The 23201-nt window shown below is 61.0% G+C and carries 21 protein-coding genes and 1 riboswitch; of the genes, 9 read left to right on the forward strand and 12 right to left on the reverse strand.

Going from position 1 to position 23201, the window contains the following annotated elements; genetic code table 11:
- Positions 1-53 precede the first annotated feature (53 nt).
- A complete protein-coding gene (locus U5L73_RS11715) occupies positions 54-824 on the forward strand; it encodes a 3-hydroxybutyrate dehydrogenase (RefSeq protein ID WP_322562525.1) in 771 nt (256 codons plus the stop codon).
- 114 nt (positions 825-938) lie between these two features.
- Here the strand turns inward: U5L73_RS11715 and U5L73_RS11720 are convergent, their stop codons facing one another.
- The 3 genes from U5L73_RS11720 to U5L73_RS11730 form a co-directional block, all read right to left on the reverse strand.
- Complete coding sequence (locus U5L73_RS11720) at positions 939-3350, reverse strand: protein kinase domain-containing protein (RefSeq protein ID WP_322562526.1); 2412 nt, start codon at positions 3348-3350, stop codon at positions 939-941.
- 26 nt (positions 3351-3376) lie between these two features.
- On the reverse strand, positions 3377-4708 hold the full coding sequence (locus U5L73_RS11725) for an EAL domain-containing protein (protein WP_322562527.1): 1332 nt from the start codon (positions 4706-4708) through the stop codon (positions 3377-3379).
- 141 nt (positions 4709-4849) lie between these two features.
- The gene (locus tag U5L73_RS11730) at positions 4850-5110 is read right to left on the reverse strand and encodes a hypothetical protein (protein WP_322562528.1); all 261 of its coding nucleotides are present in this window, start codon (positions 5108-5110) and stop codon (positions 4850-4852) included.
- Positions 5111-5276: 166 nt separating this feature from the next.
- Between U5L73_RS11730 and ompR the strand changes: the two genes are divergently transcribed.
- A complete protein-coding gene (gene ompR, locus U5L73_RS11735; protein WP_313873116.1) occupies positions 5277-6011 on the forward strand; it encodes a two-component system response regulator OmpR in 735 nt (244 codons plus the stop codon).
- Positions 6012-6037: 26 nt separating this feature from the next.
- On the forward strand, positions 6038-7447 hold the full coding sequence (locus tag U5L73_RS11740; RefSeq protein WP_416221307.1) for an ATP-binding protein: 1410 nt from the start codon (positions 6038-6040) through the stop codon (positions 7445-7447).
- 17 nt (positions 7448-7464) lie between these two features.
- On the opposite strand, the gene ispF is transcribed toward U5L73_RS11740, so the two are convergent.
- Positions 7465-7944, reverse strand: a complete 480-nt coding sequence (ispF, locus tag U5L73_RS11745) for a 2-C-methyl-D-erythritol 2,4-cyclodiphosphate synthase (RefSeq protein ID WP_322562529.1) — start codon at positions 7942-7944, stop codon at positions 7465-7467.
- A gap of 66 nt (positions 7945-8010) precedes the next feature.
- Positions 8011-8832, reverse strand: a complete 822-nt coding sequence (gene ispD / locus U5L73_RS11750) for a 2-C-methyl-D-erythritol 4-phosphate cytidylyltransferase (protein WP_416221308.1) — start codon at positions 8830-8832, stop codon at positions 8011-8013.
- 40 nt (positions 8833-8872) lie between these two features.
- Here ispD and mfd point away from each other — a divergent pair, with 40 nt between their 5' ends.
- Both mfd and serB read left to right on the forward strand, forming a co-directional pair.
- Positions 8873-12352, forward strand: coding sequence for a transcription-repair coupling factor (gene mfd, locus U5L73_RS11755; protein WP_322562530.1), 3480 nt, complete (start codon positions 8873-8875; stop codon positions 12350-12352).
- Positions 12353-12418: 66 nt separating this feature from the next.
- Positions 12419-13132 (forward strand): phosphoserine phosphatase SerB, encoded by a 714-nt coding sequence (serB, locus tag U5L73_RS11760; RefSeq protein WP_322562531.1) that lies wholly within the window; start codon positions 12419-12421, stop codon positions 13130-13132.
- On the opposite strand, the gene U5L73_RS11765 is transcribed toward serB, so the two are convergent.
- Together U5L73_RS11765 and U5L73_RS11770 are read right to left on the reverse strand one after the other, a co-directional pair.
- Positions 13129-14760, reverse strand: a complete 1632-nt coding sequence (locus U5L73_RS11765) for an alkaline phosphatase D family protein (RefSeq protein ID WP_322562532.1) — start codon at positions 14758-14760, stop codon at positions 13129-13131. The genes serB and U5L73_RS11765 overlap by 4 nt on opposite strands.
- Positions 14726-15373 (reverse strand): DsbA family oxidoreductase, encoded by a 648-nt coding sequence (locus tag U5L73_RS11770; protein WP_322562533.1) that lies wholly within the window; start codon positions 15371-15373, stop codon positions 14726-14728. Before U5L73_RS11770 ends, U5L73_RS11765 begins: the two co-directional genes overlap by 35 nt.
- A gap of 111 nt (positions 15374-15484) precedes the next feature.
- Here U5L73_RS11770 and U5L73_RS11775 point away from each other — a divergent pair, with 111 nt between their 5' ends.
- Positions 15485-16093: a response regulator gene (locus U5L73_RS11775; RefSeq protein WP_322562534.1), complete on the forward strand. Its 609-nt coding sequence runs from the start codon at positions 15485-15487 to the stop codon at positions 16091-16093.
- 58 nt (positions 16094-16151) lie between these two features.
- Here U5L73_RS11775 and U5L73_RS11780 read toward each other — a convergent pair whose 3' ends face one another.
- Positions 16152-17339 carry a PLP-dependent aminotransferase family protein gene (locus U5L73_RS11780; RefSeq protein ID WP_322562535.1) on the reverse strand — a complete coding sequence of 396 codons (1188 nt, stop codon included), beginning with the start codon at positions 17337-17339 and terminating at the stop codon, positions 16152-16154.
- 121 nt (positions 17340-17460) lie between these two features.
- Between U5L73_RS11780 and U5L73_RS11785 the strand changes: the two genes are divergently transcribed.
- The 3 genes from U5L73_RS11785 to U5L73_RS11795 are packed head-to-tail and all read left to right on the forward strand — an operon-like array spanning position 17461 to position 19759.
- Positions 17461-18267, forward strand: coding sequence for an HDOD domain-containing protein (locus U5L73_RS11785; RefSeq protein ID WP_322562536.1), 807 nt, complete (start codon positions 17461-17463; stop codon positions 18265-18267).
- Positions 18264-18893 (forward strand): endonuclease III, encoded by a 630-nt coding sequence (nth, locus tag U5L73_RS11790; protein WP_322562537.1) that lies wholly within the window; start codon positions 18264-18266, stop codon positions 18891-18893. The genes U5L73_RS11785 and nth overlap by 4 nt, the downstream gene beginning before the upstream one ends.
- Positions 18894-18937: 44 nt before the next feature.
- Positions 18938-19759: an HDOD domain-containing protein gene (locus U5L73_RS11795; protein WP_322562538.1), complete on the forward strand. Its 822-nt coding sequence runs from the start codon at positions 18938-18940 to the stop codon at positions 19757-19759.
- Between the two features lie 76 nt (positions 19760-19835).
- Here U5L73_RS11795 and U5L73_RS11800 read toward each other — a convergent pair whose 3' ends face one another.
- From U5L73_RS11800 to cobT, 4 genes are all read right to left on the reverse strand, one after another.
- Entirely contained in the window at positions 19836-20282 is a 447-nt protein-coding gene (locus U5L73_RS11800; RefSeq protein ID WP_322562539.1) for a YidB family protein, read from the reverse strand.
- A gap of 62 nt (positions 20283-20344) precedes the next feature.
- On the reverse strand, positions 20345-20893 hold the full coding sequence (locus U5L73_RS11805; RefSeq protein WP_322562540.1) for a histidine phosphatase family protein: 549 nt from the start codon (positions 20891-20893) through the stop codon (positions 20345-20347).
- Complete coding sequence (locus U5L73_RS11810) at positions 20890-21762, reverse strand: adenosylcobinamide-GDP ribazoletransferase (RefSeq protein ID WP_322562541.1); 873 nt, start codon at positions 21760-21762, stop codon at positions 20890-20892. Before U5L73_RS11810 ends, U5L73_RS11805 begins: the two co-directional genes overlap by 4 nt.
- An 18-nt stretch (positions 21763-21780) precedes the next feature.
- A complete protein-coding gene (cobT, locus tag U5L73_RS11815; RefSeq protein ID WP_322562542.1) occupies positions 21781-22953 on the reverse strand; it encodes a nicotinate-nucleotide--dimethylbenzimidazole phosphoribosyltransferase in 1173 nt (390 codons plus the stop codon).
- A gap of 44 nt (positions 22954-22997) precedes the next feature.
- A riboswitch (cobalamin riboswitch) is annotated at positions 22998-23188 on the reverse strand.
- Positions 23189-23201 lie beyond the last annotated feature (13 nt).

Raw genomic sequence — 23201 nt, forward strand, 5'->3', positions numbered from 1 at the left:
GATAATGACCACATCCTAATGGAATCCCCCCACCACTTTGTGAAGGAAGACGCATGTTGAAAGGTAAAACCGCCCTCGTTACCGGCTCCACCAGCGGTATCGGTTTGGGTATCGCCAAGGCACTGGCCGCACAGGGCGCCAACATCGTGCTCAACGGCTTTGGCGATGTGGAAGGCCCCAAGGCGGAAATCGCGGCGCTGGGTGTGCAAGTGACTTACCACGGTGCAGACATGAGCAAGCCTGCCGAGATCGCAGCCATGATCGAGCACGCCAAGACGACTTTTGGCAGCGTGGACATTCTGGTCAACAACGCGGGCATTCAGCATGTGGCGCGGGTCGAAAACTTCCCCATCGAGAAATGGGACGCCATCATCGCCATCAACATGAGCAGCGCCTTTCACGCCACGCGCCTGGCCCTGCCCGGCATGCAGGCGAAGAACTGGGGCCGCATCATCAACGTGGCGTCTGTCCATGGGCTGGTGGGCTCGGCCGAAAAATCGGCCTATGTGGCCGCCAAGCACGGCGTGGTGGGCCTAACCAAGGTGACGGCTCTGGAAAACGCCACCACCGGCGTCACTTGCAACGCCATCTGCCCCGGCTGGGTACTGACCCCGCTGGTACAAAAACAGGTGGATGCCAAAGCTGCCGCGCAGGGCATCAGCAATGCAGACGCCACCAAACAGCTGCTGGGTGAAAAAGAGCCTTCGATGCAATTCACCACGCCCGAGGAGCTGGGCGCGCTGGCAGTGTTCTTTTGCTCCCCCGCTGGAGACAACATTCGCGGGGTGGCGTGGAACATGGATGGTGGCTGGACCGCCCAGTAATTGGGATGAAATCAGGCTCTAGCGCTTTTAAATACTGCGCCTGCAGCTATTAAAAACATAGCAAAAAGCCCCGGCAGTTGCCTGCCGGGGCTTTTTTTATGGAACCTCGCCCGGCTAGCTCGACTGTTTGAACGCCATGACCGCCTGATTGCGCAAGGTGCGCAGCAAGGCCAGTTCTTTCTCATCCAGCTCCAGCGCGCCGTACTGGAGTTTGTCGGCATAGATCAGTCCGAAGGGCGCCCCCTTGATCTGCAACGGCAGCAGCAAAAAGGCCGGTGCGTTCAGACCTTGGCGGTACCAGAGTGGCAGGCGTTGGGCAATGCGCAGTTCAGTGGCGTCGCTGATCATGGTGTCCGCCCCTTTCGCGCACACCACACCAAACAAATCGGGGCTCGTGGCCCGCAGGTGGGTTTTGAAGCCTTTGATATGCGCCTCGACACCATGCCCCAGGCCGAAGCGGGCCGTCATCATTTCAGTTCGGGCATCACGCATACAAAAAATCACCCGATCAAAACCTAGGGCCCGATACATGGTCTCCAGCACCATGCGCAAAATATCGGACAGCTTGGAGTCCTCCACCATCGCGTCCGTGATGTCTTGAATACCTGCCGACAAAAGGCTCACCACCTCCGCCCGCGGCAGGGCTGGCGCTTGCGCAGTCGGCGGGCTGATCCGGACCGTCGGCGTGGCCTGCAACGCGAACCCGCCCAGCGAATCATCCGTCTTGGCAGGTAGTTCTGGCGTCGTACCGAGTGCATCCGCAGGCAACAGCAAGAGCTTGGCAGCCACCGACCCCGGCGCCACATGGATATCCATCGCCTGTACAAGGTCCACCAACTTGTTGCGTGCCTTGGCGGTCGCCTCGTGCAATTGCGGGAGGCTGGCGCCCAAGACCGGAGCGTATTTCTTGAGTACCGCAGCAACCCGCGGAGCCACAGCCTGTGCATCTGCTTCTAACAACACATCCGCAATCTCGTTGGATGCGAAAGCAATCCAGCGGACCCGTTCCATGGGGTCAACAGGCAACGCTGCGGGCGGTGCACCGACTGGCTTACGCATGCAACGTTGGATACCCGCTGGCAAGCCCCAGCTTTTCGCGATGCCGAGGCCCAAGTCCTCAAAACTCAGACCCAATACGCCCAAAGCTGCCGGAGTCTCAATAGAGCTCTCTCGACTTCCGCGGGTCAGGGTACGGATGTTGGCTACCTCTTCCGGAAAGTAGAACTGGGCTAACAAGCGTCCGAGATTTTGAAACATCGACCCGATAAACGCCTCTTCGCTTCCACGGGCGATGGGGCTGATCTCGCCACCGATCGCGCCCGCCATCAAAGATCGTAAAAACTCCTCTTTCAGCAATGCGGCGTGCGCTTTGTCTTGCATGTGTTCCAGCAAGACCAGGCTCAGGGCCATGTTGCGCACGCCGTTGAAACCCACCAAATGCACTGCCCGGGACACGGTGCTGATACTCCCTCGGTGGGCGAAGTGGGCGCTGTTGACCAGACGAAGCAACTTGTTGGTCAACGCAACGTCTTTGAGGATCTCATTGGTGACGCTACTCACACTCCTTTTTTCAGAAAGCGCCATACTTTGAATGCGCGAAATCGAATCCGATAGGGCCGGAAAATCGCTCTTGTGGCGCATGCGGCGCAACAAGAATTCGAGGGTCGCGTCCGCACCTGTCGCTTGCTCTGCCGCCGGCGCCCGGAGGGAATCGGACCACTCCACCAACGCGCTGCGAAACAAGTCCGCACTGGAATAACGCTGCTGGACATCCAATGCCAAGGCCCGATGAACAATGGCGCGCAAGCCGTCATCCACGCCTGCGGGCGTCGGTGTCGGCAGCATCAGCTGTTTATGGGTGACGCGTTGAATGGCTCGGTAGACATCGGTCTCAGCCAACAAGCGACGGCCGGTCAACATCTCTGCCAAGACCAAGCCTGCCGAGAAAATATCCATGGCGGGGCTCGGTGCCAAGCCACTGGCCAATTCGGGGGACAGGTAACCAATGGTTCCCATCAAATCTTCTTCGGGGGCGGGGCTGCCTGCATCGCGCATGCGGGCGGCGATGCCAAAGTCCATGATCAGCGCCCTGCCCTCGGTATCCAGCACGATATTGGACGGTTTCAGGTCACGATGGACAACCCCGGCTGCGTGAGCGGCCGCCACGGCCGACAACACATCAGCCATGACCGCCACCGCCTGGCTGGCCGGCATGGCACCGTGGCGCTGGAGATGTTGATCAAGGGGAAGCCCCGCCACATACTTGAACACCAGGTAAGGCCGGGTTTCGTGGATGTCGGCCTCGTACACGGGAACAATCTGGGGATGGGTCACGCGGCCCACACTGCGCGCCTCTTCCAGCCAGCGGCTCACCGCCTGCCCATCGGCGGTACCGGCGGGCCGCAGCAGCTTCAGCGCAACATCCCGCTCCAGCCGCGGATCGAACGCCAACCACACGGTGCTTTGTCCGCCTTCCCCGAGGATTTTGACAAGTTGAAACCGACCAACGTAATCATTTGCTTTCAAGACTCAGCCCTTTGCATGGTGTTTTTTTAGCTGGAGCGGTACTTTCCTGCATAGGTCTCAAAGTCCACCAACGACAAGGGGCGGCTGAACAGGTAGCCCTGAAAAAACCGGCAGTGGTTCTCCAGAAGGAAATCCCTCTGGCCGGGGGTCTCCACCCCTTCTGCAATCACCGACAAGCCCAAGCTCTCGCCCAATTGCAACACAGTCCGCGCAATTGCCGCATCGCTCGGGTCGGTGAGCACGTCGCGCACAAAGGTCTGGTCGATTTTCAACTGATCGAGCGGGAGCTTCTTCAAATACCCGAGCGATGAAAAACCGGTACCAAAATCATCCAGCGCGCAACCCACACCCAAAGCGCGCAGTTGCTGCATTTTCTGGACGATATCGTTCATGTCGTGAATCAGGGTGCTCTCCGTCAGCTCAAGCTTGAGGCGCGAAGGGTTCAGGCCGAACTCATGAACCACGGCTGCCACCTGATCCACAAAATCCGCCTGCAAAAATTGCCGCGCACTGACATTGACCGACAAAGTCAGCCGCGCCAAAGCGGGCACCTGCAACCAATGGGCCAAGGTCTGCCCTGCGGTTGACAACACCCATGCCCCCACAGGCAATATCTGACCCGACTGCTCTGCCACCGGAATAAAGTCCGCCGGGGAGACCAGCCCAAACTTGGGGTGCCGCCAGCGCAGCAAAGCCTCGGCCCCGATGACACTGCCATCCGCCTGCACTTGGGGCTGGTACAGCAAAAAGAACTCCCCGCGCTTCAAACCCAGATCAATATCCCGCTCCAGCGAGTTGGCGGGCATTCCTTCACTGAGCATGATGTGAACGAGAGCAATCAACCCCACCATGGCAGTCGCGGTATTGATCCAAGCACCCACCAGGCGAAGCGATGGGGGAATGAAGAGCTCGGAGGAATGGGGCCACTTGGAGCTGGCAAACACCACAAAAGTTGCCATCAAGACGGCAACGGTACTCCAACGCAAAAGGGGCGACTCGTTGCGGAAAACCAGCATGCTGGCCAGTGTCAAAACCAAAAAATAGAGGTGAGAGGTCCGCGGCGACACCCCATCGTGCCCGTCAAAAAACATGGCGAACAGGCAGAGCGTGACGTAGCCTATGGCCAGCACCAGACCCCACGCCAAGCGGGTGCGCTGGTGTTGGGTCAGCCAGGCTACCGCACCCGCGGTCACCAAGAGCACCACCTCCAAACCCACCAGGTCCCAGCGACCCATGAGTGAAAACACCAACGACCATGCACCGCCCAGCCCTGCTAACAGGGCCACACAGACCCACAACAGACTCACCACCCGTCGTTGGTGTATCTTTTTAAAAAGCGCAGATTGTTGGACGTTCATCACACACTCCCGTTGCCCACCGGCGCGCTATCGACCCGCGAGGCCTCGCTTTTGGTTTTTACGGACGCTTCTCTCGGGGTGACAATGGCATAGACCGTGCACCACGTCAAGGCGTGGGGCCGCGGGTAGTGGTAAACCCCGCTACGAACCCGACTGGGTTTTGAGTTGCCCTCGTAGCTCGTCTCTGGCGTTAGGGGTCATGCGCTGGGTGCCCACGGGGGCGACCGGCGGTGTTTGCAGCAATGCCGCTCTGAGCGTTTCGCGCTGGCTTGCCCGGCTACGCACCGGGGGCTTGGCTTCCTGCGAAGGCTGCGCCGCCGGGTTTGCAGCGGGCGCTTGCGCCACAGCGGCACCGGACACACAACCTGCCGCTGTCATCAGCCAAAAAATCCGACGCACCATGACCTCAGCCTCCGTCTCTAGAAGATTCCAATAGTGGCCTGAGCCCCAGCGGAAATACGTGAGAATCCGTCCTTATTTGTAACACGGTGTCAAAGACGGCCGCATCTGGGCGGTTTTCGAAAAAGTCAACGCGCAAAATCTGCCCTGTTACAAATTTGAGGACGTCATGCAAACCCAAACCAACCGACCCAACAAAATCCTGGTGGTGGACGACGATGCCCGTATCCGTGACCTGCTGCGCCGCTACCTGACGCAAGAAGGCTTTGAAGTGCTGACTGCTGAAGACGGCAAGGCATTGACCCGGGTCATGTTGCGTGAAACCGCAGACCTGATCGTGTTGGACCTCATGATGCCCGGCGAAGACGGCTTGTCCATCTGCCGGCGCCTGCGCGCAGCCAATGACCAGACACCGGTGATCATGCTCACCGCCAAAGGCGAAGACATCGACCGGATTGTGGGTCTTGAAGTCGGTGCAGACGACTACCTCGGCAAGCCTTTCAACCCGCGGGAGCTGTTGGCCCGCATCCATGCGGTGCTGCGCCGCCGGCCTGCCCAAGAGGCGCCGGGCGCACCCTCGAGTGACAACGAGATCGTCCGCTTCGGCCTGTTTGTGTTTGACCTGGGTGCCCGCACCCTGAAAAAAGTTGACCAGGAAATCATGCTCACCACCGGCGAATTCGCCATGCTCAAGGCCTTGGTGCGGCACCCGCGTATCCCGCTGTCGCGGGAAAAACTGGCCCAGCTGTCGCGGGGGCGCGAGTTCGAGCCCTTTGACCGCAGCTTGGATGTCCAAGTGTCCCGCCTGCGTAAATTGCTGGAAAACGACCCCTCCACCCCCCGTTTCATCCAAACCGTGTGGGGCGTGGGCTATGTCTTTGTGCCGGAAGAAACCACGACTTAACGGCCCCTCCACCCCGGAACCCCGCTTTGCAATCCACCCAGATCCCCGACTTTGATGCGAGTGCTCCCTCTGAACTGGGGGACGCACCGTCCAGCGGTTGGCGTAAGCCTTTCTCGTCGGTCAGTCTGTTCTGGCGCACGTTTTTCCTGCTGTCGATCTTGCTGATCGGCAGCATTCTTGCCTGGTTGCAGACGCTACGCTCACTGGAGTTTGAACCCCGGGCCGTGCAGACGGCGCAGCTGTTGGCATCGCAAGTGAACCTGAGCCGCGCTGCGCTGGTCTATGCGGATGGGATCGCTCGTATCTCCCTCATTAAAACCATGAAGGATGAAGAAGGCCTGCGGATCGTGCCCCGCGAAGCCAGTGACAGCTTTGAGTCGCGGGACAACGACGCTTTCAGCCGCCGCGTGATCGCGGAACTGGGCAGCCGCTTGGGCAAAGGCACCATTGTGGCCAGCCGCATGAACGGGCAGCCCGGCTTGTGGGTGAGCTTTGTGATCGATGGTGATGACTATTGGTTGCAAACCGACCAGACCAAGTTCAATCCGGCAGACGGCACCACCTGGCTGATCTGGCTCGGTGTAGCGGCTGTGCTGTCGCTGGCCGGTGCGGCCCTGATTGCAGGCCTGATCAACCGGCCACTCAAGGAACTCTCTTTTGCGGCCAGCCGCATGCGGGACGGAGATTTTGAGGCCAGTCAGCTCGACGAGCATGTCAACACCAGCGAAATCCGCGAGGTCAATATCGGCTTCAACCGCATGGCCCAGAAGCTCGCCAAGATCGAGCAAGACCGCGCCTTGATGCTTGCGGGCATCTCCCATGACTTGCGCACGCCGCTGGCCCGATTGCGCCTGGAGACCGAGATGAGCGTGAGCAATCTCGAGGCCCGCGCCCACATGGCATCGGACATCACCCAGCTCGACGCCATCATTGACAAATTTTTGGACTACGCGCGGCCCGACCGGGTGAAGCTGACCCCGGTGGTCTTGGGCGATGTCATCGACAGCTGCATCTACTCGATGCGCAAACTGTCCGACGTGAAAATAGAAGTCGATCTGGAGGAGGACTTGCTCGTCTTTGCCGACGAGGTTGAACTCGGCCGCGTCATTACCAACCTGCTGGAAAACGCGCGGCGCTACGGCAAATCGGTGAACACCGGCATCGCCGATATCCGTATCTCGGCCTTGTCGCGGGATCAATGGGTGCTACTGAAGGTGCGAGACCGCGGCATTGGCGTCGCACCATCGCAGCTGCACCAGCTTACCCAGCCGTTTTTTCGCGGCGAGGCGGCGCGCACCGCCGCCAACGGAGCAGGCCTGGGCCTGGCGATTGTGGAGAAAACCATGCAGCGTATGGGTGGCACCTTCCAGCTGGCCAACTCCAACACGGGCGGCCTCTCTGCCCATTTGCGCCTGCAGCGCGCGACCCGCTTTTAGATTGGCCGGCCGCTAGCTCAGAACTTGCTGAGCAGCACCACCGCGCGAGCTTCCATCGCACGGCCTTCGCCAACAGGGCCCATTTTTTCGGCCGTTTTGGCCTTGACGTTGACGCAACCGACATCCAGCGCCAACACTGCAGCAATCCGCGCCCGCATAGCCTGGATATGGGGCGCGAGCTTGGGGGCTTGAGCGATCACGGTGCTGTCGAGGTTGATGATCTGATACCCCAGCGCCCGCACATCGGCCGCCACCTTCGCCAACAACACGGTGGAATCCGCGCCCTTGTACTGCGCATCGGTATCGGGAAAGTGCGAGCCAATATCGCCCAAGGCGGCCGCGCCTAGCAAGGCATCCGTGATGGCGTGCAACAGGGCATCCGCATCGGAGTGGCCCAGCAGGCCCTTGGTGTGCGGGATCTCGACTCCACCCAAAATAAGTTTGCGGCCTTCCACCAGTTGGTGGGTGTCCCAGCCTTCACCGATGCGGATATTCATGGTTTGCTCTTTCGTAGTCAAAAGTACCACTAGCGCAGGTGTAGATTGCGCTGGTAGCTATTATTTTTATAGTGGGTGCCCAGCGCGCGCAGCGAGTACCGCAGCGGCCAACGCGAAGTCTTGCGGGTAGGTCACTTTGAAATTTTGAGCGCTGCCGTCCACCAATCGAGGGGATTGGCCCACCAACTCGAGGGCGCTGGCTTCGTCGGTGACAGCGTCGCCAGCTGCCACATAGGCCGCCTGGAGCGCGCCGATGCGGAACATCTGCGGCGTTTGTGCCAGCCACTTGTCGCTTCGGTCCAAGGTGGCTGCCACCCGGCCGCCCTGCTCTTGCTTGAGAGTGTCGGGTAGCCTCAAGCCTAACAGGCCGCCCACCGGGTCGTCTTTGCAGGCGTCGATCAGGCGATTCACATCCGCTGCGGTGATCAGGCAACGCGCGGCATCGTGCACCAGCACCCAGTCCAGCGGCTGCGCGCCTTGTGACAACAGAGCAGATAGACCATTCAAAACGCTTGCGGCCCTTGTGGAACCTCCGCAGTCCGCTACAAAAACAGGAGCGCCATTGGGAGCATCACATTGCTGCGCTGCAGTGTCGAAAAACCGGTCGCCGGCCGACACCACCACCTGAATGCCTGCCAAGCGGTCTACCGCCGCCAAGGCCTCCAGGGTGTGCAGCACCAAGGCCTGTTGGCCCAGCACGGTGTATTGCTTGGGCCCCGCCGCCCCGGAGCGGCTGCCATTGCCCGCACAGGGCACCAGAGCCCACAAACGGGGTGTCACCGCCATAGGCTCCGGGGTGGACGGGGGCTGCGGGCTGGCCTCGGAGGCCGGGTCGCTGTGCAGCGCGGGGGATATTGGCGTGGTGTGGGTCATAGTGGGGCCTGCCATTCTAAAATCAAGGTCGCCCCCTCCCGCACACTTTGGACCCATGGACCTCCCCAAGCTCACCCCCGGCAAACGATTCACCCTGCCCCGCCCTACCGGCTCTGCCGATGCCATGTTGCTGGCGCGCCTCGGTGCCCGCGACAAGGCGGCGGGCAAACCGATGACGGTGATCACCGCTGATGCGAGTGACGCCCAGCGGCTGCTGGAAGAAATTGCGTTTTTTGCGCCCGACCTGCGCTGCGCCCTCTTTCCCGATTGGGAAACGCTGCCCTACGACACCTTCTCGCCGCACCAGGACCTGATCAGCGAGCGCTTGGCAACCCTATGGCGCATCAGCCAGCGGGACAAGGACAATGGGGCCGATGTGGTCATCGTGCCGGCCACCACCGCGCTGTACCGGCTGGCACCGCCCAGCTTTTTGGCGGGCTACACCTTTGAGTTCAAGGTCAAGCAAAAGCTCGACGAGGCCAAACTCAAGAGCCAGCTGACCCTGGCCGGCTACAGCCATGTGACCCAGGTGGTCAGCCCCGGCGAATATGCGGTGCGCGGTGGCCTGATCGATCTGTTCCCCATGGGCAGTTTGGTGCCCTACCGGGTGGATTTGTTTGACGACGAGATCGACAGCATCCGCACCTTCGACCCCGACAGCCAGCGCAGTCTGTACCCCGTGCCCGAAGTGCGCCTGCTGCCCGGCCGCGAGTTTCCCATGGACGATGACGCCCGTGCCAAGTTCCGCAGCCGCTGGCGCGAGCTGCTGGACGGCGACCCGACCAAGAGCCGTATTTACAAAGACATCGGCGCAGGTGTGGCGACCGCCGGTATCGAGTACTACCTGCCTTTGTTTTTTGATGACACGGCTACCGTCTTCGACTACGTGGGGGCAGACGCCACCGTGGTCTTGCACGGTGACCTGGAGCCGGCGTTCCAACGTTTCTGGCAAGACACCAAAGACCGCTACCGCCTGGTGCACGGCGACCCTGAGCGTCCGGTGCTGCCGCCCGAAAGCCTGTTTCTGGCGACCGAGCAGTTTTACGCCAAGGCCAATGCCCACGCCCAGCTGGCCATCCGCCCGCAAGCAGACGGCACCGAGTTTGCAGAACTCGGCCCCTTGCCGGAGCTGGGTGTCCAGCGCAGTACCGAAGACCCCTTGGCCCTGCTCAAGCAGCATGCCCGCAACACCCCGCAGCGCCTGCTGGTGCTGGCCGAGAGCGATGGCCGGCGTGAGAGCTTGCTGGACTTTTTGCGGGCCTCGCAGTTCAGCCCGCCGGCGTTTGACAGCCTGCAAGAGTTTCTAGACAGCAAAGAGCCTATCGGCATTGCCACCTCGGGCCTGACCAAGGGTTTCAGCTGGCTCGAAGCCGGCATTGACTTGATCACCGAAACCGAGCTGTTTGCCGCGGGCCCTACCACCCGCCGCCGCAAAAAGCAGGAGCAGGTCAGCGATGTAGAGGCGCTGATCAAGGATCTGTCAGAACTCAATGTGGGCGACCCGGTGGTCCACAGCGCCCACGGCATCGGGCGCTACCGTGGCCTTATCAACATGGACATGGGCAACAAAAATGCCGCGGGCGAGCCGGAGCTGCAAGAGTTTTTGCACCTCGAATACGCCGACAAGGCCACGCTCTATGTGCCGGTGAGCCAGCTGCAAATGATCAGCCGCTACACAGGGGTGAGCGCCGACGAGGCCCCCCTGCACCGCTTGGGCAGCGGCCAGTGGGAAAAAGCCAAACGCAAAGCCGCCGAGCAGGTGCGCGACAGTGCGGCCGAGCTGCTCAATATCTATGCCCGCCGTGCCGCCCGCGAAGGCCATGCCTTCCGCTACAGCGCGGGTGACTATGAGACGTTTGCCAACGACTTCGGGTTTGATGAAACCGCCGACCAGAAGGCCGCTATCCACTGCGTGATTCAGGACATGATCTCCCCCCGCCCGATGGACCGTTTGGTCTGCGGCGACGTGGGCTTTGGCAAGACCGAGGTGGCGCTGCGCGCCGCATTTGTGGCCGTCACCGGCGGCAAGCAAGTCGCCTTTCTGGCGCCGACCACCCTGTTGGCGGAGCAGCACTATCAGACGCTGGTGGACCGCTTCAGCAAATGGCCGGTCAAGATCGCCGAGATGAGCCGCTTCCGCAGTGCCAAAGAAATCACCGCCGCCCTCAAGGGCGTGGCCGATGGCACGGTCGACATCGTTGTGGGCACCCACAAGCTGCTGTCTGAGAGCACCCAATTCAAAAACCTCGGCCTCTTGATCATCGACGAAGAGCACCGGTTCGGCGTGCGCCACAAAGAGCAAATGAAGGCGCTGCGCGCCGAGGTGGACGTGCTCACCCTGACCGCCACCCCGATTCCCCGCACCTTGGGCATGGCGCTCGAAGGCCTGCGCGATTTGAGCGTGATTGCCACCGCTCCCCAGCGGCGCCTGGCCATCAAAACCTTTGTGCGCACCGAAGGCAATGGCGTGATCCGCGAAGCGGTGCTGCGCGAACTCAAGCGCGGTGGGCAGGTGTACTTCTTGCACAACGAGGTGGAAACCATCGAGAACCGGCGCCAGAAGCTCGAAGAGCTGCTGCCCGAAGCCCGCATTGCCGTGGCCCACGGTCAGATGCCTGAACGCCAGCTCGAAGCCGTGATGCGCGACTTTGTGGCCCAGCGCTACAACCTGCTGCTGTGCTCCACCATCATTGAAACCGGTATTGACGTGCCGAGTGCCAACACGATTGTGATGAGCCGCGCCGACAAGTTCGGCCTGGCCCAGCTGCACCAACTGCGCGGCCGTGTCGGGCGCAGCCACCACCAAGCCTATGCTTATTTGATGGTGCCCGACCTGGAAGGCCTGACCAAACACGCCCAACAGCGCTTGGACGCCATCCAGCAGATGGAAGAATTGGGCAGCGGCTTTTATCTGGCGATGCACGACCTCGAGATCCGCGGCGCCGGCGAGGTGCTGGGCGAAAACCAGAGCGGCAACATGCTGGAAGTGGGCTTTCAGCTCTACAACGAGATGTTGTCGGAAGCGGTGCGCTGTCTGAAGAACGGCCAGGAGCCGGACCTGCTGAGTCCGCTCAATGTCACGACCGACATCAACCTGCACGCCCCCGCCCTGCTGCCCGACGACTACTGCGGCGATGTGCACCTGCGGCTGTCGTTCTACAAAAAGCTGGCCACTGCCAAAAACACCGACCAAGTAGATGCCTTGCTGGAAGAAATTGTGGACCGCTTCGGCAAACTGCCCGCCCAAGCGCAAACCTTGATCGATGTGCACCGCCTGCGGGTGATTGCCAAGCCCTACGGCGTGCTCAAGGTCGATGCGGCACCGGGTGTGATCAACATCACCTTCAAGAAAAACCCGCCGATCGAGATGATCAAGATCATCGAGCTGATCCAGAAAAACAAGCACATCAAGCTGGCCGGCAACGAGAAACTGCGCATTGAGCGCGAGCTGCCCGAGGTCAAAGACCGGGCCCAGATGGTGCGTGACATTCTGCGAGCCCTGGGCCAGCCCAAGGCGGAAACGGCAGCCGCTTAAAGACCAAATCAGCCTCTAGCGCCCGAATATATTGCACAAGCAGCTCCTTTATTGATAGCAACAACCATGTCAAGCACCGAACCTACTCCCGGCCTCGTCGTTCAAAACCTGCCCGCCAAACTGCGCTTGAGCGATTACAAGCTCATCGCGTTTGACATGGACTCGACCCTGATCAACATCGAATGCATTGATGAAATCGCCGATGCCGTGGGCCGCAAAGCCGAGGTCGCCGCCATCACCGAAGCTGCCATGCGCGGCGAGATCACCGACTTTAAAGACAGCCTGCGCCGCCGACTGGCCTTGCTGCAAGGCGTGACCGTGGCCGATCTGGAAGGCGTCAAAACGCAGCGGCTCCGCCTGAATCCGGGCGCCCGTGAGCTGGTTGCGGCATGCCAAAAGGCCGGCTTAAAAGTGCTGCTGGTGAGCGGTGGCTTCACCTACTTTGCGGAACACGTGTGTGCGCTGCTGGCCATCGACTTCATGCGCTCCAACGCGCTGGAGATCGACGGCGGTGCGCTCACCGGTGGCTTGATCCAGCAAAGCTGGGGCGAGATTTGCGACGGTGCCGAAAAGCGCCGCACGCTGCTCGAAGTAGCGTCCCTGATGAACATTCGGCCCGAGCAGTGCATTGCGGTGGGCGATGGTGCCAACGACCTGCCGATGATGGAAGCGGCCGGCCTGTCGGTGGCTTACCATGCCAAGCCTGCGGTGCGGGCGCAAGCCGACGTGGCCATCAACGAGGGTGGGCTGGATCGCCTGCTGGAAGTGTTGTCACGCTAAACGCGCTGCAGTTTCGGACTGCCGGCCTCGACCGCGAAACGCGCCAAGGTGCTCACCCCGCTATCGGTGCGGGTCACGTCGTCAACTACCCGTAAGCTCACGTCGAGTTGACGGGGTGTGAACTCCGCCACCCCGTAACCTCGCTGTTCCCGGTCAGTGAACACAAAGTGCGGGTTCTCGGCGAGCACCGCGGCAGCTCCGTCGTTACTGCCCCCGCGCGATGTGATGCTGGTGCCGCAAAATTCGACGCCCACCGCTGCACTGTCAGGGCGGCTGTAATCCGCCTTGACGTGCCCCACCCAATTGGCATGCACATCGCCGCCCAGAAACACCGGGTTGCTAACGCGGCGTTTTTGAAGTGCTTGGGTGAGTCGGCTGCGAGCGGGCGCATAGCCGTCCCAACCGTCGTTGCCCAGCACCTGCCCCTCACCGGGGCGGAAATCGCGCTGCCCGAATACGGTTTGCTGGGCCAATACGCTCCATGTGGCTCCACCTGCTTTCAATGATTGGTCCAGCCAGCGCTCTTGCACCGCGCCCAGCAGGCTGCGGGACGGGTCACTCCATGAGGAGCATTGCGCGGGGTTCACGGTGCTGGAGCCCGGAGCGCCCGCTTTGGTGCAGGCCTGCCGGTCCCGGTATTGGCGGTCATCGAGGGTGTGCAACACCGCCAAGTTACCAAAAGCCACACGGTCATAGAGGCGCAACTCGCTGCCCGGCTGCATCACGCCTTGCAGGGCTTTTTGTAGCGTACTGGCCCGTAAGGGCATGTGCTCGTAATACGCCTGGTAGGCCGCGGCACGGCGGGCCGCGAAGTCCACACCGTCCGGCCCGTGAGTGCCTTGGTACAGGCCGGCGTAGTCGTTTTGAACTTCGTGGTCATCCCAAGTGAAGATCCACGGACAAGCCGCATGCATGGCTTGCAGGTCTGGGTCGCTTTTGTACAGGGCATAGCGGGCGCGGTAATCGTCCAGCGTCACCGTGGCGGCGCTCGGCACCTTGCGTACCGCTTTGCTGCTGCCCCCGTATTCGTAGATGTAATCGCCCAGAAACATCACCGCATCGAGCGTCTCAGTGCGCATATGGCGGTAGGCGCTGTAAAAGCCATGTTCCCAATGCTGGCACGAGGCATAGCCCAGCCGCAGCCGGGAGGCCACAGCCCCCAGTGCCGGGAAGGTGCGGGTATGCCCGACAGCGCTGCTGGCTTGCCCCACCTGAAACCGGTAAAAGTACCAGCGATCTGGCTCCAACCCTTGGAGCTCCACGTGCACCGCATGCCCCAACTCGGGTAATGCCATCGCAGTGCCGCTCTGCACCATGCGCTTAAAGCCATCGTCGTGGGCAAGCTCCCAGCGCACCGCTACAGGTTCCCGCGCACTGCCGGGCTGGGCAGGGTCCGCTGCCAACCGGGTCCAGAGCACAACGCCGTCGTGCCGGGGCGAACCACTCGCTATGCCGAGCGCAAAAGGGTCACTGCCACTACGCCATTGGCTCCGGGCGCTGCCTGGCAACCAAAGGCCGGCGGCACTCGCACCTGCAAGGGCCAGCAGGCGACGGCGATCGGCGGTGAATACCTGGCTGCCCATAGCGCGCAGATCAGCCCGCTGCAATCTGCCGAAGGGCTTGCTCAAACACCTCAGGGGGCTGGCCACCCGAGATCAAATGCTTGTCATTGATGACCACAGCCGGCACCGAGTGAATGCCCGCGCTGAGATAGAACTGTTCTTGCTCGCGCACCAAGTCTGCATAGTCGTCTCCCGCCAGAATGGCACGGGCCTCATCACCCGACAGGCCTACCGACTCCGCGGCTTCAACGAGCACCACGTGCTGACTCGGGTCTTTGCCATCGGTGAAATAAGCCTTGAACAATGCTTTTTTCAGGGCGGTTTGCAAGCCAGTGTCTTCGGCCCAGTGCAGCAGGCGGTGGGCATCAAACGTGTTGTAGATGCGGGCGCGCTTGTCCATGTTGAAGATGAATCCCAGTGCCTCGCCACGAACGCGGATGTTCTCGCGCGCGGCGGCGGCTTGCTCGGGGGTAGAACCGTACTTTTTGCTCAGGTGTTCGGTGATGTCTTCGCCTTCGGGCACCATGTTCGGGTTGAGCTCAAAAGGCTGGAAGTGCATTTGCACAGCCACTTCGCCATCAAGGCGCTGCAGCGCAGTTTCCAGAGATTGCAGCCCGATGGCGCACCAGGGGCAAGACACATCGGATACGAAGTCAATTTTGAGAGTGGTGGGGGTCATAGTGAGTGGGTGCGTTGGGCGATGGAATAAGAAAGAAACAGCGATGTTCCAGAGAAATGGTGCAGCGCCACATAAAATCAAGGCCGCTGTATCTTTTTATCCCCCGACTGTATGTCCGCCGTACGCTTTTTGGTTGCTGACAGCAGCCCCGCACTCCACACTTTTGCCAGAAAAATGATCGTGGGTTACGGGTTTGAAGCCAATTGGATCCATACCGCAGCCTCCGCAGAGTCCGCACTGGCGCTTGCCAGTGACATCGCGCCCCACTTTGTGCTCACCGACTGCTTCAGCCGTGAGGCGACTACTGGTCTTCAACTGGTGGAGACCCTGCGGGCGCGCCTGCCCGGCCTGCGTTGGGCCCTGATGAGTATGGAGCTCAGCAACGCACTCGGCAGTCGTGCAGCGACGCTCGGTGCCATGTTTCAGCTGCGCAAGCCATTCACCGCGCCGGACATGCAAACCGCCATGGGCAAAGCGCTCGAAACATGGGGCCAGGAGTTTGATGAAGTCGGCCGCCGCATGCCGGGCTACCGCCGCCCGCGCTACAGTGGTGCGCCCCACCTGCCGAGCAATACACCCACCTTCAAGGCGGGCGATTTGGTCGAATACAACGGTGTGCGCCAGACCGTAAAAAGCGTAATCATCAGCCGCGGAGAGCTGAGCGTTCAGCTCAGTGACTACCCCGGCGTCGTGTCGGTCCACAAGCTCTTCAAGTACTGAGACAACCGTTGACACCGCAGCGCGGCGTCAGCGTCAGCATCTGCGTGAACCAAGCGCCTTACAGCGCCTGGCCCAGGCGGGCAATACCCTCTTCAATCTTGGCTACATCGGCCGTGGCAAAGCTCAAGCGCAGCGTCGTCATGTCCGGGTCATGGGCGTAAAACGGGGCCCCGGGCACGAAGGCCACCAGCTTGTCGATCGCCCGTTTGGCAAAGTCGCCTGCGTGAGTGGGCTTGCCGTTGGAACCGGTCAGCCGCGCCCAGAAAAACATGCCGCCCTGTGGCGCATCAAAAGCAATCGCATCGCCCAACTCGGCTTGCAGGCGGGCCGCCATCACACGGGCGCGCTCGGCATAGGTAGCGCGCACAGCAGCCAGCGCGGTCGGCAGGCAATTGAGAGTCAAGTAGTGGGCGGCGGTGGCTTGGGTCAGGTTGCTGGTGTGCGCATCGCTGAACTGCTTGCACATAGTGGCGCGGCTCAACAAGGCGGGCGGCGCAATCAGCCACCCCACCCGCAAACCGGGGCTCAACACCTTGCTGAACGAGCCGCAATGCGCCAGCCACTCGCGGCTTCCCGGCACCGAGTCGCTCAGGGCCAGCAGGCTGGGGGGAGGCGCCTGGTCGAAGAACAATTCACCATACGGGTCGTCTTCCACCACCAGGGTCTGGGTCCGGGCTGCGATTTCGAGAATGCGTTTGCGGCGCTCCAGGCTCAGCATGGCGCCGCTCGGGTTGCCGAACGACGGAATCAAGTACACCAGCTTGGGCTTGTGCTCTTCGATCAGGGCTTCGAGCTTGTCGACATCCACCCCATGGGCATCGATCGGAGCACCGATCACCTGCGCGCCATACAGCCTGAAACATTGGATCGTCGCCAGAAACGTAGGCGCCTCCATGATGACCTTGTCGCCGGGGGAAATCATGGTCTTGCCAATCAAGTCCAGCGCTTGCTGGCTGCCGGTGGTGACAATCAGGCCGTCGGGCGCAACCGTGGCGCCTTTGCCGGCCATGTGCAGGCTGATGCCCTCGCGCAGCGGTTGGTAGCCTTCAGTGGCACCGTATTGCAAAACTGGGCCGGGGTTGTTTTTCAATACCGCGTCGGTGGACTCGCGGATACCCTCCACATCGAACAGCGCCGGATCCGGAAAGCCACCGGCGAAACTAATGATGCCGGGCTTGCCCAAGAGCTTGAAAAGCTCGCGGATGGCAGATGTCTCGACATTGTTCAGGCGATCAGCGAATAGCATATGTAAATTCACATTTCAAACAAAAAATATTAAAAATTAGCAAAAACTCAGATTTTCAAACCGCCAAAAAGCAGGTAAATTTTGTCTGTGTCCCGGTCATTCAATCAACTCAGGAGCCACCATGACCCAGCTTGCGGCCTTTTTTGAATCCGTCAAATTACCTTCGATGTCTGAGGTTGCACACGCCCTCATTCGGTCACTCAACGACGACGATGTGGGGATACCCGAGATCCGCGACCTGATCAGCCAAGATCCGGCACTCTCAGCCAAACTTCTGCGACTGGCCAATTGTGCCCAGTTTGGCCTGCCGCGCGGCGTCTCCTCGCTCGACGACGCTATCACCATGGTCGGTATGCAGAAAGTCCGTACTTTAGCGCTGGGCGCCTGCCTGTCTGAGTCTTTTCCAATCATCGAAGGCTTGGACCGCAAAGAATTCTGGCGCACCAGCATGGCCTGCGCGGGTTACTCCCAGTGGCTGGCCGTAGGCCTGGGCATGGACGGTCAAGAGGCGTGGTTGACCGGCATGATGCTGCGTCTGGGTGAGCTGCTAATCGTGCAGGCGGAACCCGGAGCGCTCCAAGAGATCGAAAAGCTGCCACATATTCCCGGCGTGCGTTGGCAGCGCGAGGCCCGTCTGGTGGGCTTTACCGAAGGGCAAATCACCTCCGAGTTGGCACGCCGCTGGAATTTCCCGCCCCAGATTGTGCAGGCACTGGCCCAATCGGCCGACCCGGTCACGCCCCACGGTTTCTCACGCCTGGCAGGAGTTTTACACCTTGCAGGCCTGATGGCCGAAACCGAGCACAACGGCCCGGAAGTGATCGACACCCTCCCTGCCGATGTCGTCACCGCGTTGATGCTGGACAATGACTGGATGCACGCCAAATTTCCGGCACAAGAAACTTTCATCAATGTGACCAGTCTGTGAAACCTGCTCAGATAAAACAATTCTTTTCCACCCTGCAAGCTGCCAACCCTCACCCCCAAACTGAACTGGAGTTCAGTTCGGTGTTTGAGTTGTTGGCAGCTGTTCTTTTGTCAGCACAGGCCACGGATGTGGGGGTGAACAAGGCCACCCGACGGCTTTTTGCCGTGGCCAACACGCCTCAAAAAATAATAGATCTAGGTATTGCGGGTCTTGAAGACCACATCAAAACGATAGGTCTGTTCCGCAGCAAAGCCAAGCACCTGATGGAAGCCTGCCGCATGTTGGTTGAACAACATGGCGGCGTGGTGCCTGCCGACCGCGAGTCGCTGGAGGCCCTGCCCGGCGTGGGCCGAAAAACGGCCAATGTGGTGCTTAACGTCGCATTCGGGCAGCCCACGATGGCGGTCGACACCCATTTGTTCCGGCTCGGTAACCGCACTGGCCTAGCGCCGGGAAAAACACCCCTCGCGGTAGAGCTCAAACTGCTCAAGCGTATTCCGGCCCGCTATTTGGTCGATGCGCACCACTGGCTAATTTTGCACGGCCGCTACGTGTGCCAAGCACGTAAACCTTTGTGCCAGTCATGCTCCGTTCATGCGTATTGCGGATATAAACTGAAGGGGTGAACCGCGAGACCTTCGCGGAGGGTAGCCCAGTACAAAAAGCTTTTATGCCGGACATCAATACTTTTATCCAAGCGGTCAAATTCCCGGTGATGCCGGAGGTCGCGCAAGCGCTCATTCGCACCCTCACCGACGACGACGCGGACGTGGTGACGGTGCGCGACATCATCGCCAAAGATCCCGCGCTCACCACCACCCTGCTGCGCATGGCGAACAGTGCATTGTTCGGCCTGTCAAGGACAGTGACGACACTGGACACTGCGGTGAGCGTAGTTGGCATGTCGCAAATCCGGGCGCGAGCACTGGGCATCTGCATGTCGCAGGTTTTCAAGCTGCCGGATGGCATTAACCGGCTGGAGTTTTGGCGCTACAGCATGGTGAGTGCGGGGTACTCTAAATTTTTAGCCCACCAGCTCAAGCTGGACGAGCAGCAATCTTGGCTAACCGCGACCATGTTGCGGCTCGGCGAGCTCTTGGTCGCTTTGCACACCCCAGCAGTGATCGCTGATTTGGAAGCCAAACCTTGCGAGCCCGGTGAGCGTTGGGCCCGTGAACAGCGCTTGGTCGGACACCACGAAGGTGAAATCACCGGCGAAATCGCACGTCGCTGGGATTTCCCAGACGAGGTGGTGCACGCCCTGACCCACTGCGCGGCTCCATTGGCTGCGGCGGTCCCGTCGAAACTATGTGCTGTGGTGCACTTGGGCGCGTTGTGGGCCGACAAAGGCAAAACGCTCGCGGAGGTGCAAGCGGCCATTGCAGCCTCGCCCCAACACGTCATGGACTTTCTGGGGTTGGACGCCCAAAAACTCATCGACTCCGCGCCGGACCCCGAGCAGTTCAGCGATATCTCTGCCCTGCTGCAGTAAGGTACGTGCTCAAGGCGGCTACCGCCCACAAAAAAGGCTCCCCGACAGGGAGCCTTTTTTCTTGTGTTGCTGCGAATCAGCCCTTGAGCAGTGCGCCCAAAGAACCCAACAAATCACCCGCGTTGCCCAAGCCTCCGGTCGGCAACGTGCCGCCGGGCGTGAGCTTGTCCACCAAACCGGGCAGCATGCTGGAGAGCTGACCTGCCACATCGCCGGAATTCAAACCCAACTGCTGAGCGAAGCCAGACAGGGCGTCGCCACCCAACACGTGTGTCAACTGGTCTGCAGAGACCGGCTGGTTGGCACCGCTGCCAATCCACGAGGCCACCACTTCGCCGAGGCCCGCTTCCTGGAATTTGCTGACCAAACCCTGCAAACCGCCAAGGCTGCCATCGTTGGCAAGCAACTGACTGGCCAACTGCATGAGCTGCGGGTTGCCTTGCACCATTCCCATGATGTCTTGCAGGCCGCCGGAGCCACCGTTTTGCGCCACGGCGCTCAGTACGGAATCAAATAGTCCCATCCCCATCTCCTAGAGTGAATTGAAAAATCGGTGGCAGTGTGACACAAGCCCGTGAAGGTTTGCTACAGGCAAACCCACTCGCCAAATGCCGGGCCGGCCACCGGCCACTCGGCGGCGTGCGTGATCGTGCGTTGGCCTTTGCTGATTAACTGCGCAGCCCGGGCCACACCCGCATGGCTGATCCACACCTCGTGATTCCCGGTGTTGCTGCGATAGGCGTCCCAGGCCTCAGCTACCCGCCCCATAAACCCGGCCACCGTTTCGCCGCCGCCGAATGCGTGGTGCGCAAAATCGTCGGTCCAGGCTGCCATCTGCTGCGCGGAGATATCGGCCCACAGCGTGCCCTCGTGGGTGCCAAAGCCCATTTCCATGAGCCGCGAATCCGGCTTGCAATCAAGAGCCAAATCAGGCCGCAGCGCACACAGCGCTTGCATGAGGCGCTCACATCTTTGTAGCGGCGAGTAGCGCAGGCGGGCACCCATGGGCAGCACTTGGGCCGCTGCAAGGGCCGCTGACTCTGTCAGCGCTGCATCGGCCGGAACGTCCAGTTGGCCATAGCAGCTACCGGGCGCAATCAGGGGCAAGGCATGCCGCACGATCCACAAACTCATGGCGTGGTACCCGTGGGCCCCAGCCCCCAAGCCAGCGCCAGACCCAGGTAAAACGCAATCTCACTGACCTGCTGCGCGGCACCAAGGCAGTCGCCGGTGAAGCCTTGCAAGCGCTTTGCAAACCAGCGGTGCATCCAGCCCCAGCTCAGCACACTGAACACCGCCGCCAAGCCCCACAAAGGCCACAGGCTGATGGACGCAGCGCCCGCTTTTACTACGAAAAACATAGCATCAGGCGCAATCAAGACGAGGGCTAGAGCCATCAAACACCATAAATGGGCTACACCCAAAGCAGGCAGGCTGATCTGTGCGGCCAGCGGTTTGGATTTGGAGACTGCACTATCCCCCACATGCGGCAGCAGCCGGATGGTGAGTAAAGGCCAGGTGCGCGACACCACATGCGCAGCAAACACGCCCGCCACCATCAGGCCCGAGCTGAGCGAACCCAACATCGCCAGGAGAGCCACTTTGCACAGCAGTGCCAGCATGACGGCGATGGCCCCGAAAGCGCCGACCCGGGAGTCTTTCATGATTTCCAGCGCCCGCTCGCGGTTGTAGCTACCACCCAGCCCGTCTGCCACATCGGCCAAGCCATCCTCGTGGAAGGCACCAGTCATCACCACGCTCAGTGCGGTGCCCAAAGTGGCCGCTACCAAGGGGGCAAACGGACCCGCAGGCAGAAGCGCCAACAGACCACACGTAAGCAGCGCCACCACGCCGCCCACGAGCCAGCCCACCCCGGGAAAGTGCGCAGCACTTGCCCGCAGCATGGCCGGGCTGAAGCCCACCCACTCGGCCAAGCGGCCGGTCAACGGCACGCGGCTGAAAAACTGCAGGGCCAGCAGGTAGTGGCGGATGAAGCTGCGCATGGCTACCGCGCGCCGGGCTCAGCCCACCGACACCGGAGCGTCTGACTTTTCAGACACACCGGCCGACGCAAAGCTCGCCATGTCGCGCAGAACCGTGCAAGCGGACTGCAGCAGCGGCCACGCCAACGCAGCGCCGGAGCCTTCCCCCAAACGCAAGCCCAAATCCAGCAGTGCCTGCACGCCCAAGTGCTGCAACATGAATTCATGGCCCCGTTCGCCCGAGCGGTGCGCGAACACACAGCGTTGCAACACCAACGGCTGCAAGGCATGCGCCACCACGATGGCGCTGGTGGCAATAAAGCCGTCCACCACAATCACCCGCCGCTCGTGGGCCGCCTGCAAGACGGCACCCACCATGGTCGCTATCTCAAAGCCACCCAAGGCGGCCAACGCATCCAGCGGCGCGGTCGCCTCAGCGTGCAAGGCCAACACCTCGCGCAATACCTCGGTTTTGCGCTGCACTGCAGGCGCATCCAAGCCGGTACCGGCACCCGTGCAAACCGCAATGTCCAAGTCGCCCAAACGCGAGAGCAACATGGACGCGGCAGATGTATTGCCAATGCCCATTTCACCCAACAAAAGCGCATTGCCGGGCAGGCCCTTCACCAGCGCCATGCCATGCCGCAGCGCTTGATCACGCTGGCTGGTGGTCATGGCCGGTTGGGCTGACGAATCTGCTGTGCCCTGCTCTGCACCCAGCGCTTTGCGCACCTGCAATCCGGGCCGTGTAGCGCCCGCGGGCAAGCCGGCCAGAAAGTCGTGCTTCACACCGCAGTCCACCACCGTCAAGGCGATGCCGTTTTGTTTGGACAGCACGCTCACCGCAGCGCCACCCGCCAGAAAGTTCTCCACCATCTGCCAAGTCACATCACTCGGAAAGGCGGAGATGCCCCGGGCCGTAAGCCCATGGTCGCTCGCAAACACCACCATTTGCGGTTGCTCCAGCACTGGTGCGGTGCTGCCCAAAATCTGTCCGATTTTGAGCGCTGCATCTTCCAGGCGCCCGAGCGAGCCCAGTGGTTTGGTTTTGTTGTTGAGCGTGTCTTGCAGTGCTTGCGTCAATGCAGGATCGACAATATCGGCCAGGCTGTCACGCCCGAGAGCAAGGTCCCAAGCGGCTGCAGTGTCAGTGTGAATTTCGGAAGTTTGGGCGTGAGAGCCCGGTGCGGCCTGCGCCGGCGATGTATTCATGGCATTCCCCTGTGCTGAATCAAAGAAGCACAGCCCGGCCTTGCTGTGCATAAACAACATCAGGCCGGTCTTCTGGCTCGGAATCACCTGACCCGACGCGCCTTCCCGGCCTTGGCGGCCAGTGGCATACAGCGCGGGTCATCATCCTTACAGCGTTGGGCACGCGACGGATTCACACCGTCTTCCCGATTCTCCCCAAGCCGTAACAAGGGGCACCTGAAGCGGCCGATGATAGCAGCGCCGCCCCG

The organism is Rhodoferax sp., assembly GCF_034520025.1.
Lineage (GTDB): Bacteria > Pseudomonadota > Gammaproteobacteria > Burkholderiales > Burkholderiaceae_C > Allorhodoferax.